This window comes from Nocardia neocaledoniensis (assembly GCF_029868625.1).
In the GTDB taxonomy this organism is placed as follows: domain Bacteria; phylum Actinomycetota; class Actinomycetes; order Mycobacteriales; family Mycobacteriaceae; genus Nocardia; species Nocardia neocaledoniensis_A.
Genome location: NZ_JARWOJ010000197.1, coordinates 1 through 13,252, shown reverse-complemented (window position 1 = coordinate 13,252; position 13,252 = coordinate 1). Strand labels below are relative to the sequence as shown.

General features: G+C 70.1%; 14 protein-coding genes. 8 read left to right on the top strand and 6 right to left on the bottom strand.

Going from position 1 to position 13,252, the window contains the following annotated elements:
• Positions 1-91: 91 nt before the first annotated feature.
• Together QH270_RS14555 and QH270_RS14550 are read right to left on the bottom strand one after the other, a co-directional pair.
• Positions 92-1,381, bottom strand: coding sequence for a phthiocerol/phthiodiolone dimycocerosyl transferase family protein (locus QH270_RS14555; RefSeq protein WP_280342090.1), 1,290 nt, complete (start codon positions 1,379-1,381; stop codon positions 92-94).
• Positions 1,382-1,497: 116 nt separating this feature from the next.
• Positions 1,498-2,823: an amidase family protein gene (locus QH270_RS14550; RefSeq protein ID WP_280342085.1), complete on the bottom strand. Its 1,326-nt coding sequence runs from the start codon at positions 2,821-2,823 to the stop codon at positions 1,498-1,500.
• 146 nt (positions 2,824-2,969) lie between these two features.
• Here QH270_RS14550 and QH270_RS14545 point away from each other — a divergent pair, with 146 nt between their 5' ends.
• The 3 genes from QH270_RS14545 to QH270_RS14535 are packed head-to-tail and all read left to right on the top strand — an operon-like array spanning position 2,970 to position 5,562.
• Positions 2,970-3,593 (top strand): urea carboxylase-associated family protein, encoded by a 624-nt coding sequence (locus QH270_RS14545; protein ID WP_280342083.1) that lies wholly within the window; start codon positions 2,970-2,972, stop codon positions 3,591-3,593.
• Complete coding sequence (locus tag QH270_RS14540) at positions 3,590-4,705, top strand: NADH:flavin oxidoreductase (protein ID WP_280342081.1); 1,116 nt, start codon at positions 3,590-3,592, stop codon at positions 4,703-4,705. Before QH270_RS14545 ends, QH270_RS14540 begins: the two co-directional genes overlap by 4 nt.
• Positions 4,687-5,562: a polysaccharide deacetylase family protein gene (locus QH270_RS14535; RefSeq protein ID WP_280342079.1), complete on the top strand. Its 876-nt coding sequence runs from the start codon at positions 4,687-4,689 to the stop codon at positions 5,560-5,562. Before QH270_RS14540 ends, QH270_RS14535 begins: the two co-directional genes overlap by 19 nt.
• Positions 5,563-5,569: 7 nt before the next feature.
• On the opposite strand, the gene QH270_RS14530 is transcribed toward QH270_RS14535, so the two are convergent.
• On the bottom strand, positions 5,570-7,132 hold the full coding sequence (locus tag QH270_RS14530; protein ID WP_280342075.1) for a PucR family transcriptional regulator: 1,563 nt from the start codon (positions 7,130-7,132) through the stop codon (positions 5,570-5,572).
• 69 nt (positions 7,133-7,201) lie between these two features.
• Here QH270_RS14530 and QH270_RS14525 point away from each other — a divergent pair, with 69 nt between their 5' ends.
• From QH270_RS14525 to QH270_RS14510, 4 genes are all read left to right on the top strand, one after another.
• The gene (locus QH270_RS14525) at positions 7,202-7,480 is read left to right on the top strand and encodes a hypothetical protein (protein WP_233000401.1); all 279 of its coding nucleotides are present in this window, start codon (positions 7,202-7,204) and stop codon (positions 7,478-7,480) included.
• Complete coding sequence (locus QH270_RS14520; RefSeq protein WP_280342072.1) at positions 7,477-7,800, top strand: hypothetical protein; 324 nt, start codon at positions 7,477-7,479, stop codon at positions 7,798-7,800. The genes QH270_RS14525 and QH270_RS14520 overlap by 4 nt, the downstream gene beginning before the upstream one ends.
• A 23-nt stretch (positions 7,801-7,823) precedes the next feature.
• Entirely contained in the window at positions 7,824-8,501 is a 678-nt protein-coding gene (locus tag QH270_RS14515; protein ID WP_280342069.1) for a pentapeptide repeat-containing protein, read from the top strand.
• Between the two features lie 83 nt (positions 8,502-8,584).
• Positions 8,585-8,803 carry a hypothetical protein gene (locus QH270_RS14510; RefSeq protein ID WP_280342067.1) on the top strand — a complete coding sequence of 73 codons (219 nt, stop codon included), beginning with the start codon at positions 8,585-8,587 and terminating at the stop codon, positions 8,801-8,803.
• A 20-nt stretch (positions 8,804-8,823) separates the two neighbouring features.
• Here QH270_RS14510 and QH270_RS14505 read toward each other — a convergent pair whose 3' ends face one another.
• From QH270_RS14505 to secA, 3 genes are all read right to left on the bottom strand, one after another.
• Positions 8,824-9,246 carry a type II toxin-antitoxin system VapC family toxin gene (locus QH270_RS14505; protein WP_280342065.1) on the bottom strand — a complete coding sequence of 141 codons (423 nt, stop codon included), beginning with the start codon at positions 9,244-9,246 and terminating at the stop codon, positions 8,824-8,826.
• The gene (locus tag QH270_RS14500; RefSeq protein WP_280342061.1) at positions 9,243-9,509 is read right to left on the bottom strand and encodes a hypothetical protein; all 267 of its coding nucleotides are present in this window, start codon (positions 9,507-9,509) and stop codon (positions 9,243-9,245) included. Before QH270_RS14500 ends, QH270_RS14505 begins: the two co-directional genes overlap by 4 nt.
• An 83-nt stretch (positions 9,510-9,592) precedes the next feature.
• A complete protein-coding gene (secA, locus tag QH270_RS14495; RefSeq protein WP_280342059.1) occupies positions 9,593-12,394 on the bottom strand; it encodes a preprotein translocase subunit SecA in 2,802 nt (933 codons plus the stop codon).
• A gap of 247 nt (positions 12,395-12,641) precedes the next feature.
• Between secA and QH270_RS14490 the strand changes: the two genes are divergently transcribed.
• The coding region (locus QH270_RS14490) for a wax ester/triacylglycerol synthase domain-containing protein (RefSeq protein WP_280342056.1) at positions 12,642-13,252 on the top strand (611 nt) is incomplete at its 3' end.

Genomic DNA, 13,252 nt, shown 5'->3' with positions numbered 1-13,252 from the left:
TCACCCGTAGCGTTCCGCACATCACGCAGCAGTTCGCTGTGCTCGTTCACAGGGCTCGGGCCACTGCTCGACGTTGTCGCGGTGTGATCGATCAGCTGACGGCGGGGAAAGCGGCGAGCGTGCGGTCGGCGAGGGCGGTGACGGTGGAGTGGGGCACCATGATGTCGACGTAGCAGAAGGTGATCGACAGGGTGTCGTCGAGGGTGGCGACGGCGACGGTCATGGCGCTGGCGCAGGAGTTCGTGCCGGCGACGGTCAGGTCGGTGAGGGGTAGGGGTTCCGGGGTTTTCGGGGCGGCCAGTCGGCCGAGATTGCTGAGGGTGACGTTCCATGGTGCGCGGCGGTCGATGAGTTCGATGGTGCGCCTGCCGGATTCGAGGCTGCGGGGGCAGCCGTAGCGGATGGCTGCCAGCGCGGTGAGGTCGGCACCGCGGGTAATGCCCTGAGTCAGTTGGGCTTTCGTGGCGCGAGCCGCGTCCCAGATCCGGCGGTTCGGGCCGAACGGAACGAAGGTGGGGACGACGCCGGTGAACATGCCGGGTTCGTCGTCGTCGGGTGGCGGGTCCAGGCGGGTGCGCAGGTCCACCGGGATGCCGATCCCGGCGGTGCCGTCACGGCCCGGCCGGAACAGCTCGCCCATCGCCGCGGCCAGGGCTGCGACGAGGGCCGCGTTGACGGTGACGTCCTCCGCGCGGCACCGCGCGCGCAGGGCGGCGAGCCGGTCCCCGGTGATCGTGCGGATCACCGTGCGGGTACGGCGGATCGGCAACGGCGGTGGGGTGCCCGGCACGCCCAGCGCCCGGCGGGCGATCGCGCCGAGCTGCCCGGTCAGGTTCACCCGGAGACAGCGCGTGAGGCGGGCGTACTCGGACGGGATCAGATCGTCCGGCGCCGGGCTCGGTGGCCGCGATCCACCTGGCGCAGGTGCGCCGAAGGTGTAGGCGAGCAACCGGGAGGCCAGCGACGCCATCGAACGGCCGTCGACGAACACGTGCGAGAACACCACGATCACATCGTGCGTCTCCTCGGAAGTGCCCGGCCGCCAGGCGAGATCGATGATGCGTCCCGGCGCCGTGCCGATGTCCACCGGCTGGATCAACTGCTCGTCGAAGACCCGTCGCCACTGCGCCGGATCATCGACGATCCGATGCAGCACCGGCAGATGCGGGTCGGCGGACCGCGCGAACCGCGGTCCCGGCACCACCACCGCCCGCAACAACGGAAACTCCGCGACCAGCGCCGCGGCCCCGTCCTCGAGCCCGTACCCCCCGATCGCCCCGCGCACGCGCACCCGCATCACACAGTTCGCGGGCGACAACTGATCGATCAACCAGAACCACCGCTCCCCCGCCGACAACCCCCGCCCGACCTCGTCGCTCACCGGATATCGGCCCGAACGCGCCTCGCCGATTGCTCGGACCGGGTCATCTCGAACTCCTCGCCGCGCGCAGTGATGGTGTCTCGGATACTCGGCGACCAGAGGTCGACCACGAGCGATCATGGCACAGGGTGCGCGGTGTCCAGTGCTCGTTCGGTCCACTCGGCGGTGGCGAGGAGGGTGGGGTCTTCGGCGGTGGGGAGGGACAGGAGGACGGCGGTGTGGGGACGGGGAGTGGGGAGGGAGAGGCCGCAGGTGGAGAGGTAGCTCAGGAGCATGGTGGTACGGAGCAGGATGGCGTTGGCCGTGTCGTAGTGGGTGGGGTCGGCGTGGAGGTCGGGCAGGCGTGGGGGTGGGTGGCGGACGGTCGGGCAGAGCAGGGTCGCGCCGGCGAGGTCGGCGGCGAAGGCGACACGCAGGTCGGACATCGCGGTGTAGACGGGGGCGATGGTGTCGGGGGTGTGGGCGTTGGCCGTGAGGCGGCGGCGCGTCGCCTCGTCGATCGGGAGGGTTGAGGTCAGGCGGTGGCCGTGCAGGCGGTAGGCCTCGGCGCCGACGATCGTGCCGTGGGTGTCCATCAGGTCCTGGGCCGCGCCCAGCGACGGGAGAACACGGGTCTCGATCTCGGCGCCCGCGGCGCGCAGACGGGCGACGGCGGCGGCGAAGGCCTCGGCCACCGACGGGGCGAGGTCCTCGGTCCATTCCCCGGCGGGCACGACGAACACGGGCCGTGGCGCCGGGCGAGGACGGGCCGAGCCGGCCGGACGGAGCACGCTGTCGAGGGCGGCGATATCGGCCACGGTGGTCGCGAACAGGCCGACGCTGTCGAGAGTCGGGGACAGCGGGGCGAAGTCGTGCGGGCCGTATCGCCCTGGGCTGGAACGGAATCCGACGATGCCGCAGAGCGCGGCGGGTACCCGGACCGAGCCGGAGGTGTCGGTGCCGACGGCGAGCCGCACGAGGCCGCTCGCCACCGCGACCGCCGATCCCGAGGACGAGCCGCCGGGCACGACGGCGGGGTCGAGGGGGTTGGCCGGCGTGCCGAAGCGCGGATTGACACCGAGGCCCGAGAACGCGAATTCGCTGAGCGTGGTCTTGCCGAGGGTGACCAGACCGCCGTCGTGCGCCCGGCGCACCAGAGCACTGTCGACAGCGGCCGGTTCGTCGTACTGGTGACTGGCCGAGCCGAGCGTGGTGACGGTGCCCTGGACGTCGAACAGGTCCTTCCACACGATCGGCACACCATCGAGCACGCCGAGACGGACACCGCGGCGCGCGCGCCGATCACTGGCCTCGGCCTGCCTGCGGGCCCGATCGGCGGTCACCGTGATCATCACCGAGGACGAATCCGGTTGCCGCGCACTCGATAGAGCGTCCTCAGAGAGCTCGGCGGCAGTCGTCTCGCCGGTGGCGACGGCGCGCGCCAGCTCGATCGCAGTGGTCATCGGAACTCCTGGCGTCATCGAGTAGGGGCCCCTCGAACGTTATCGCCCACACCCGACATCAACCATGTAGAAACATCCATTCAGGTCCGAAGAGAGTGTGCATACATCCATGGCGAGGGGCAGCGCCGACCGGTTGACTGAACGGCATGACAGCGAGCTACACCGAGCCGGTGACGATACCGGCCAGGCAGGCCAGGTCGGTGCTGCTGCGCGCCGGCGACACCGTCCGGATCACCGACGTCGCGGGCGGGCAGGTCGGCGACGTGTTCGCCTACCACGCCACCGATCTCACCGAATACCACAGCGCCGCGCACACCCGCACCCACACCAGCCGCCTGTTCCCGGCGCTGGGCGAGGCGTTCGTGACGAACCGGCGCCGCCCCATCCTGACCTACCTGGCCGACACCTCGCCGGGCACCCACGACATGCTGATCGCCGCCTGCGACCCGGAACGCTATGCGGCATACGGTGATCCGCACCACGCCAGCTGCGCCGAGAACCTGATCACGGCGCTGGCCGAGCACGGGCACCCGGCCCCGGCGCACATCCCGCAGCCGATCAACGTGTTCATGCGCATCCCCGTCGGCGCCGACGCGAACCTGACCTGGCTGCCCGCCGCCACCCGCCCGGGCGACGCGATCACCTTCCGCGCCGAACTGGACTGCCTGCTCGTCGTCTCCGCCTGCCCCCAGGACCACAACGTCATCAACGGGACCGGACCGAGCCCGCTGACCCTGACCGTCCAGACCACCGAGGAGAACCACCGATGACCACCACCGACCTCGCCCACCCCGCTCTCGCCGCGTTCGACCTGGGCACCCTGCGGCTGCGCAACCGCTTCGCCGTCGCCCCGATGACCCGGATCTCGGCGACCCCGGACGGCACCCCCACCGACCAGATGGCCGGGTACTACCGCGAATACGCCGAGGGCGGCTTCGGCCTGATCCTCACCGAGGGCATCTACCCGGACGCCACCCACAGCCAGGGCTACCTGAACCAGCCCGGGCTCGTCACCGACGACCATGTCGCGGGCTGGCGCGCGGTCGTCGACGGCGTGCACGCCGCGGGCGCGCCGATCTTCGCCCAGCTCATGCACGCCGGCGCGATCTCCCAGGGCAATCACTACGGTTTCGGCACCATCGGCCCCTCGGCGGTGGCGCCGCCCGGGCAGATGATGGCGGACTACGGCGGCGCCGGCGGGGCCTGGGCCGCGCCGGCGGAGATGACCGCGGCCGACATCGACGCGGTGGTCGCCGGGTTCGCCGCCGCCGCGGTGAACGCACAGCGGGCGGGGTTCGACGGTGTCGAGATCCACGCCGCCAACGGCTATCTGCTCGACCAGTTCCTCACCGACTACACCAACCAGCGCACCGACGAGTACGGCGGCCCGGTGGCCGACCGGATCCGGCTGACCGCGCGGGTACTGGCGGCGGTGCGCGCCGCGGTCGGCGAGCTGCCGGTGGGCGTTCGGCTTTCGCAGACGAAGGTCAACGACTTCACCTACCGCTGGCCCGGTGCCGAAGCCGACGCGCGGGTGATCTTCGGCGCGCTCACCGACGCCAGCTACCTGCACATCGCCAGCGAGGGCCGAAACTTCCTGGAGACGGCACGGCTGGCCGACGGCACGACCATCACCCAGCTGGCCCGCGAGGTGTCCGGCAGGCCGGTCATCGCCAACGGCGGCATGCACGCGCTGCCCCAGGCCGCCGACGTCCTCACCGGCGGACACGCCGACCTGCTCTCGCTGGGCACCGGCGCGCTGGCCAACCCCGACCTGCCCCGCCGGGTCGAGACCGGGGTGCCGCTGGAACCGTTCCACCGTGAGATGCTGCATCCCATGGCGAATCTGGACACCACCGCGGCGTGGCGCGCACGGCGATGACCTGGACGCGCGGCGCCGCGGCGGTGGCGACCCTGACCTTCGACGTGGACGCGGAGACCCCCGTCCTCGCCGAGGGCGGGCGCTACGCCAGGAATCCGATGGTCATGTCGCACCAGTCGTACGGACCCGATGTCGGGGTGCCGCGCATCCTCGACCTCCTCGACGAGATGGCCGTTCCCGCGACGTTCTTCGTGCCGGGCTGGGTCGCCGAACAGCGTCCCGGCCTGGCCGCCTCGATCGTGGAGCGCGGACACGAGGTGGCCCACCATTCCTACAGCCACCGCGCGCCGACCTCGCTGCCGCCCGGCGCCGAACGCGCGGATTTCGTTCGGGCACTGGAGGTTTTCGCCGCGCAGGGCATCACGATCAGCGGGCATCGGGCCGCGATGTGGAGCGCGAGCCACGAAACACTGTCCCTGGTGGCCGAATACGGGCTGACCTACGACTCCTCGCTGATGGGTGACGACCGGCCGTACCTGGTGCCCGGCGTGGGCGAGCCGGTGGTCGAGCTGCCGGTGCACTGGTCACTCGACGACTGGGAGCAGTACGCGTTCCTGCCGGAACCGCGGATCGGATCGGTCATCGAGGAACCGGACAAGGTCGAGCGGATGTGGCGCGCCGAACTCGACGGGATGCGGCACTACGGCTGCCTGTTCAACCTGTGCATGCATCCGTTCCTCACGGGTCGGCCGAGCCGGATGATGGTGCTGCGCAGGCTGATCGAGCATGCGCGCGACCGCGGCGATGTGACCTTCGCGCGCTGCCGCGACGTCGCGGACTGGACACGCGCCGACCCGGCGACGCCGGTGCGTCCACTTCCCGCCTACGACATCGACGCGGCGGTCTACCCGCACTGAAGCGGGTTCACCCGCGCGCGGCGCGCTCCCGCGTGGACGAGGCGAGGAACAGGTCGACGAGGTCGTCGAGCCGGTTGACATCGCGACCGGTCAGCTCGGCGATCCGGCCCATCCGGTTGCGCAACGTGTTGACGTGCACGTGCAACGCGGCCGCGGTGACGCCCCACTGACCGTCGTTGGCGAGGAACACGCGCAGGGTGTGTTCGAGTTCGGCGCCGGTGCGGGCATCGTGGGCGCGGACCGCGCCGAGCACCTGATCGGCGAACCGGGCGAGCACCTCGGCGTCGAGCAGCCCGAGCAGCATGCGGTGGGTGGCGATGTCGGCGAAAGTCGCGGTGTCGGAGCCGTTCTGGGCGCGCAGCACCTCACAGACCTCCCTGGCGCGGACCAGCGGATCGCGCAGGTCGGCGGCGGTGGTCGCGATGTCACCGAGACCGATCACGATCCGGGCGGCGCCGGCGCGGCGGGCGATGTCGGCCGGGAGCGACCGGGTGAAGCGGGACAGCTCCGCGGCGCCGCGCTCCCACGGACACACCGCGACCACATCCCGGCTGCCCGCCGCGGTGAACACCGGGATGCCGTGCGTGGCGAAGAGAGCGCCGGTCGCGTCGGCCACGTCGTCGAGCGGTGTCGCCTCGCCCGGCGCCAGCGCGAACACCGCCAGCTGCCCGTCCGGCGGCACACCGTAGGCGCGTAATCGCTGACTCACCGCACCGAGGCGGGCGGGACCGGACAGGATCATCTCCAGCAGCTCGGTCGCGAAGCGTGCCTCGATGGCCTGCACCGCCTGCTGTTTGGCCACCTCGAGGCTCAGGAAACGCGCGGCCTGATCCAGCGCCTCCCGGTCGGCGGCGGTCAGCGCCGAGGCCGGTTCCAGGCAGTACAACCCGGCGTCGACCTCGCCCATCGCGCCCTCGACGAGATACAGCGCCGACGGGCCCGCCCCGCGCAGATCCACCTCGAGCGGTGGCGGGGTGCGGTTGAGCGCGGCGGCGGCCAGCCGGATCTGCTCGCCGTCCGGCTCGCACCCGATGGCGGCCAGACAGCGACCACGCCGGTCGACCACCAGCAGCGGCAATTCGGTGTCACCCCGCAGGATCTCGAGCACCCCGGCCGCGCCGCTGCCCCGCGACAACGCGCTCGCCAGGGCGTCACCGCGGCGCACCGTCGCGGTGAGCTCGGCCTGGAGCACCTCGTTCTGGATGCGGGCCGCGGCACGGGTGAGCGCGGCGAACGGAACGCCGATACACAACTCGACCAGCGGCAGGCCGCGCTCCAGGCACAGCGTCACCAGCTCCGCGGGCAGTGTCGGCCTCTGCGCCGTCAGCCCGAACACCAGCCCCGCCGCGCCCGCCCGCGCCACCGCGTCGACGAAGCGTTCGGCGGTGATCTGTGCGTACCAGAGCCCGTTGGTCAGCACGAGCTCACCGGCCCGCACGTAGGGCGACGGGTCGGGCAGCTCGGTGGTGTGCAGCCAGCGGATCTCGGCGCCGAGCCGGTCCGCGAGCTCGGGCGTCACCACGCGCAGCCCGAGCGCGGGATCGGCGACGAGGCGACTGATGGTCAGCATTCAGCGCAACCTACACACGGAAATCCACAGCGCGTTCCCAGGGTGTTACTACGTGCGTATTATGGACTCATGGGTTTCGAGTGGCCTGATTGGGCGATCGCTCACCTGATCGGCATCGAACCCAGCGAGGTTCGGCAGGTCCTCGCAGCGTCACGACGGTGGCCACGCCCGGCCTTCGACGGCAGGGTGGCCGTGCTGACGGTGTGGGGGCGCACCACGGCCGGACGTCCGCTCATCGTGGTGACACGACAGCGCGACGACTGGACGTGGGTGATCATCGGCGCACGGGCGATGCGCGCCGAGGAACTGGCGCAATTCGAGCAGTGGGAAAGTGGGAAAGCCTCATGAGCGATCAGGACTATCCGTCGAGCAGGGAAGAACTGGCCGACTTCATGGACCGGCTGAGTTTCTCCGACGAACCCGCCGACGCTCCGCCCCGGCTGCCCGCCAACGAGGACATCATGGTGACCACGTCCATCCGGTTGCCCCTCGGCCTGCATTCGCGGTTGAAGGACCTGGCCGAGGAACGCCGCGTCGGGGTGTCCACGCTGCTGCGGGAGTGGGCCGAAGCCGCCGTCGCCGAGATCGACGACGAAGATCAACTGATCTCGCTCGCCGAGGCGAAGCGGGCATTGTCACGAGTACATCCCATCCACCGAGCCAGCTGAGCACACCGTGTAGAACATCTCCCATGAGCTTCTGGCGGCGCCGATCGAAAGGCGATCAGCACACGGTCCCTCGCTGGCCCTCCGACCCGGACGCCCGACAGGCGCTGGCCCGCTATCTCGACCGGTTACCCGCCGACCCCACCGCGCCGCGCACCACCGAAATGCTGTTCAACGGCTGGGGACTCGATCTCGGCGGCAGCGACCTGTCCGGCCTCGACCTCGGCGGCGCGGAACTGGGCGAAGCCCGGCTGACCGGCGTGCGGCTGGTCGACACCGATCTGTTCGGGGCGTGGATGCTGTCGACCGATCTGTCCGGAGCCGACCTCACCGGCGCCGACCTGGGCAAGGCCCAGGCCCGCGACTGCACCCTGCGCGAATCCCGCCTGCACGGCGCGCGCCTGATGAAAGCCGACTTCGCGAGCTCGGACTTCCACCGCGCCGACCTCACCGGTGCCGACCTGCGCCGAGCCACCTTCAGCGACACCGACTTCCGCGGCGCGAGCCTGCGCGGTTGCCGCGTCGACAAAGCCAGCTTCCACCGCGCGCGCCTGGCCCGCTGCGACGTGACGGATGCGACCGGCACGATCGACGGCCCGATCGACGTCGGCGAGCGCGCCCCCCAGTGGCTCGACGGCGCCGCGCTGGCCTCGTGGTTCGCCTCGTCGGGAGCGCCGGGCGTGACGGTTCGTTCGTTGCACTGAGAAAACACAACAACGCCCGAGCGCGGGCGACGTGCACGCGAAAAATGCTGCGCGGGTGGGTGATCCGCGCGCACTATTTCGCTGTGCAGAAGGTATTCGCCGTGGTGCTCGCCTTGGTCGTCGGATTCGCTGTCGTCGGCTGTGAAAAGGCCGACGCGGGCGGGGGCACCACCGAGGTGGTGGAAGAGGTCGTGTGCGAGATGGTGGTACCGATCGTCGACGCCGTCGTGGTGAAGATGAAAGCCGGCGTGACAGTGACGGCGGCGCACCCCACCGGCGGGCCTTCGGGCACCGTGAACTGAATCCAGCCGGGCCGTCTCCGCTAACCGCGAGCCTGGTCGCCCGCCAGCTCGCTGAGGACCCGCACCGGGCAGCTGATGCCGGGTGCGTTCGCCAATCGACTGTCCGCGGTGAGTAATTCGCATCCGTAGGCCTCCGCGGCGGCGATGTAGGCGGCGTCGTAGGCCGTCACGTTGTCGCGGAGTTGCCAGATGCGGGGGACCAGGACGCGGGTGACGGGGACTTCGGGGTCCAGCTTCTCCAGCGCGGTGACCGCTCGGGCGGCCTGGCTGGTACTGATCGTGCCCGCACGGGTGAAACGGCGGATGACGGACAGGACTTCGACCGTCCAGTGCTGCGGCGCGATCCAGCGGTTGTCGGCTTCGAGGGCGGCGCGGCACTGGTCGCCGAGCGGGCCTGGGTTCAGCAGCGCATGCACGAAGACCGAGGCGTCGACGACGATCATCCGCGCCGGTCACCTGGCCCGAGTGCCGAATCACGCTCCGCGCGTTCGGCATCCAGCGCCACCTCGACATCGCGCGCGGAGAACGAGACGTCCCAGGTCGCGGGGCTGTACTGCTTGAGCACCGCGATATTGTCCTGCCGTCGGGCCTCGTCGCGGATCAGGTCGAACAGGAACGCCTGGAGCGACTGGCCGCGTCGCTGGGCGAGCGCGACCAACTGGTCGCGCAAGGGCTCGGGCACGTCACGAATCTGCAAGGCCACCATGCATGCGATTGTACATGCGCATGCACGGCTCGCGGAAGACGACGAAGGCCCCCGCGGGGAGCGGGGGCCTTCGGGTCGATGCGTCAGCGGCGGCGCTTGCCCTTGGCGTCGGAGCGGGCGGCTTCGCGGCGCTCGCGGCGGGTGCCGGACTGCTGCTGGCCGCCGTATTCCTGGGCGTCGGAATGGGATTCGGCGCGGCCGTCCTCGGCGGGGCCCGAGTAGTTCAGGCCGCGCGGGGTGGAGTCGCCGATGCCCTTGGCACGCAGGGCGGGCGGGGCCTGGGTCTCGGCGGGTGTGTCCTGCGGACGGGCCGCGCCGACCGGGGAGCGCAGGCCGGTGCCGACCGAGACGCCCTCGGGCTGCGGCTGCTGCACCTCGACCTGCAGGTTGAACAGGAAGCCGACCGACTCCTCCTTGAGGCCCTCCAGCATCGCGGCGAACATGTCGAAGCCCTCGCGCTGGTATTCGACCAGCGGGTCACGCTGCGCCATCGCGCGCAGGCCGATGCCCTCCTTGAGGTAGTCCATCTCGTAGAGGTGCTCGCGCCACTTGCGGTCGAGGACCGAGAGCAGCACCTGGCGCTCGAGGTTGCGCATCGCGCCCTCGCCGGCCAGCCCGTCGATCTCCTGCTCGCGCTTCTCGTAGGCGTTGTGCGCGTCCTCGAGCAGGGCCTCGCGCAGTTCGTCGCGGGTGAGCTCGCCCGCGTCACCGGCGACGGTCTCGCCCGCCAGCTCCTTGTGGTCCAGGCTCACCGGGTACAGCGTCTTGAGCGCGGTCCACAGCTTGTCCAGATCCCAGTCCTCGACGTAGCCCTCGGCGGTCGCGCCGTCGACATAGGCGGTGATCACGTCGGTGATCATGTTCTGGACCTGACCCTCCATGTCCTCGCCACGCAGGATCCGGTTGCGCTCGCCGTAGATGACGGTGCGCTGCTGGTTCATCACCTCGTCGTACTTCAAGACGTTCTTGCGGATCTCGAAGTTCTGCTGCTCGACCTGGGTCTGGGCGCTCTTGATGGCCTTGGACACCATCTTCGCCTCGATCGGCACATCGTCGGGCAGGTTCAGGCGGGTCATGATCGCCTCGAGCGCGGCGCCGTTGAAGCGGCGCATCAGCTCGTCGCCCAGCGACAGGTAGAAACGGGACTCGCCCGGGTCGCCCTGACGGCCGGAACGACCACGCAGCTGATTGTCGATACGGCGCGACTCGTGGCGTTCGGTGCCGAGCACGTACAGGCCACCGGCCTCGCGCACCTTCTCCGCGTCGTCCTCGGTCTGCTTCTTGACCTGCTCGAGCGCGGAGTGCCAGGCGGCCTCGTACTCGTCGGGGGTGTTCACCGGGTCGAGGCCCTGCTTGCGCAGCAGGATGTCGGCGATGATGTCGGCGTTGCCGCCGAGCACGATGTCGGTACCACGACCGGCCATGTTGGTGGCGACGGTCACCGCGCCGGGCCGGCCGGCCTCGGCGATGATCTGCGCTTCCTGCTCGTGGAACTTCGCGTTCAGCACCGAGTGGGCCACGCCGCGCTTGGTGAACTGCTTGGACAGGTACTCCGAGCGCTCGACGCTGGTGGTACCGATCAGGACCGGCTGGCCCTTCTCGTGCCGCTCCACCACATCGTCGACGACCGCCGCGAACTTGGCCTCTTCCGACTTGTAGATCAGGTCGGCCTGGTCCTTGCGGATCATCGGCTTGTTCGTCGGGATCGGGACGACGCCGAGGCTGTAGATCGAGTGCAGCTCGGCGGCCTCGGTCTCGGCGGTACCGGTCATGCCGGACAGCTTGTTGTAGAGGCGGAAGTAATTCTGCAGGGTGATCGTCGCCAGGGTCTGGTTCTCCGGCTGGATCTCGACCTTCTCCTTGGCCTCGATCGCCTGGTGCATGCCCTCGTTGTAGCGGCGCCCGACCAGGATGCGGCCGGTGAACTCGTCGACGATGATGACCTCACCGTCGCGCACGATGTAGTCCTTGTCGCGCTGGTAGAGCTCCTTGGCCTTGATGGCGTTGTTCAGGTAGCTCACCAGCGGCGAGTTCGCGGCCTCGTACAGGTTGTCGATGCCGAGCTGGTCCTCGACGAACTCCACGCCCGCCTCGTGCACGCCGATGGTGCGCTTCTTGATGTCCACCTCGTAGTGGACGTCCTTCTTCAGCAGCGGCGCGATGCGCGCGAACTCGGCGTACCACTTCGAGGAGGCGTCGGCCGGGCCCGAGATGATCAGCGGGGTGCGGGCCTCGTCGATGAGGATGGAGTCGACCTCGTCGACCACGGCGAAGTTGTGCCCGCGCTGGACGAGATCGTCGAGCGAGTGGGTCATGTTGTCGCGCAGGTAGTCGAAGCCGAACTCGTTGTTCGTGCCGTAGGTGACGTCGGCGCCGTAGGCCACCCGGCGCTCGGCCGGGGTCATGCCGCCGAGGATCACGCCGACCTCGAGCCCGAGGAAGCGGTGCACGCGGCCCATCCACTCGGCGTCGCGCTTGGCGAGGTAGTCGTTGACGGTGACCACGTGCACGCCGTCGCCGGAGATGGCGTTGAGGTAGGCGGGCAGCACACAGGTCAGGGTCTTGCCCTCACCGGTCTTCATCTCCGAGATGTTGCCGAGGTGCAGCGAGGCGCCACCCATGATCTGGACCTTGTAGTGCTTCTGGTTCAGCACTCGCCAGGACGCCTCGCGGGCCACCGCGAAGGCCTCGAGCAGCAGGTCGTCGAGGGTTTCACCGTCGGCGTAGCGATGCCGGAACTCGTCGGTCTTGGCGCGCAGCTCGTCGTCGGTGAGCTGCTCGATCTCGTCGCCGTACGCGATGACCTCGTCGGCGAGGTTCGACAGGCGCTTGACCATGCGACCTTCACCAATCCGTAGCAACCTCGTCAGTGTCAGCGCAGGCACGGGTCTCGTCAGTCCTCTGGTCGGAGTGTGTTCGGCTAGTGAGCCACGGTGTTATGGGCCATCGTAGTCCGCAGACCACCGTACCCGGCCGGGAGTACCCGTGCCCGGCGTACCGGGCGACCGCATCGGCCCAGGTCACGGCGGCCGATGAGCCTCGTTGCCCGGCACCGCGTTTCACCTGCCGTGACGTAGGATGGGCCACGTGCCCGATCTGCGCCATTCGGCACCGGAAGGAGTATCGGAGCGCGTGATCACGAGATTGACGCCGCAGGACGCGTCGTTCTATCGGCTCGAATCGAGCAGCAACCCGATCCACATCGGCTCTCTCGCGATCCTGCAGAACTCCGTGCCGGGCGCGACCGACCCGGTCCTCGACTACGACAAGCTCGTCGACCTGGTCGAATCCCGGCTGCCGCTGGTGCCGCGCTATCGGCGCAAGGTCCGCGAGATCCCGCTCGACCTGGGCAGGCCGGTGTGGGTGGAGGACAGCCGCTTCGACATCAGCTACCACATCCGGCGCTCGGCGCTGCCCGGTCCCGGCAGCGACGAGCAGCTCTACGATCTGGTCGCGCGGCTGGCTTCCCGGCCGCTCGACCAGGCGCGGCCGCTGTGGGAGATGTATCTGATCGAGGGGCTCGCCGACGGGCGCAGCGCCGTCTTCACCAAATCGCACTCGGCGCTGGTCGACGGCGACACGGCGCTCGAGATCGGGCACGTGATCCTCGACAACAGCCCGCTGCCGCGCGAGCTGGCCGCCGAGGCCTGGCGCGCGCCCCCCCCGCCCAACCACCAGGGGCGGCACGCCGGGGGGGGGGGTCGGCTGGCCGCGCCGCCCCCCGCCCCCGACAAAAGGGGGCG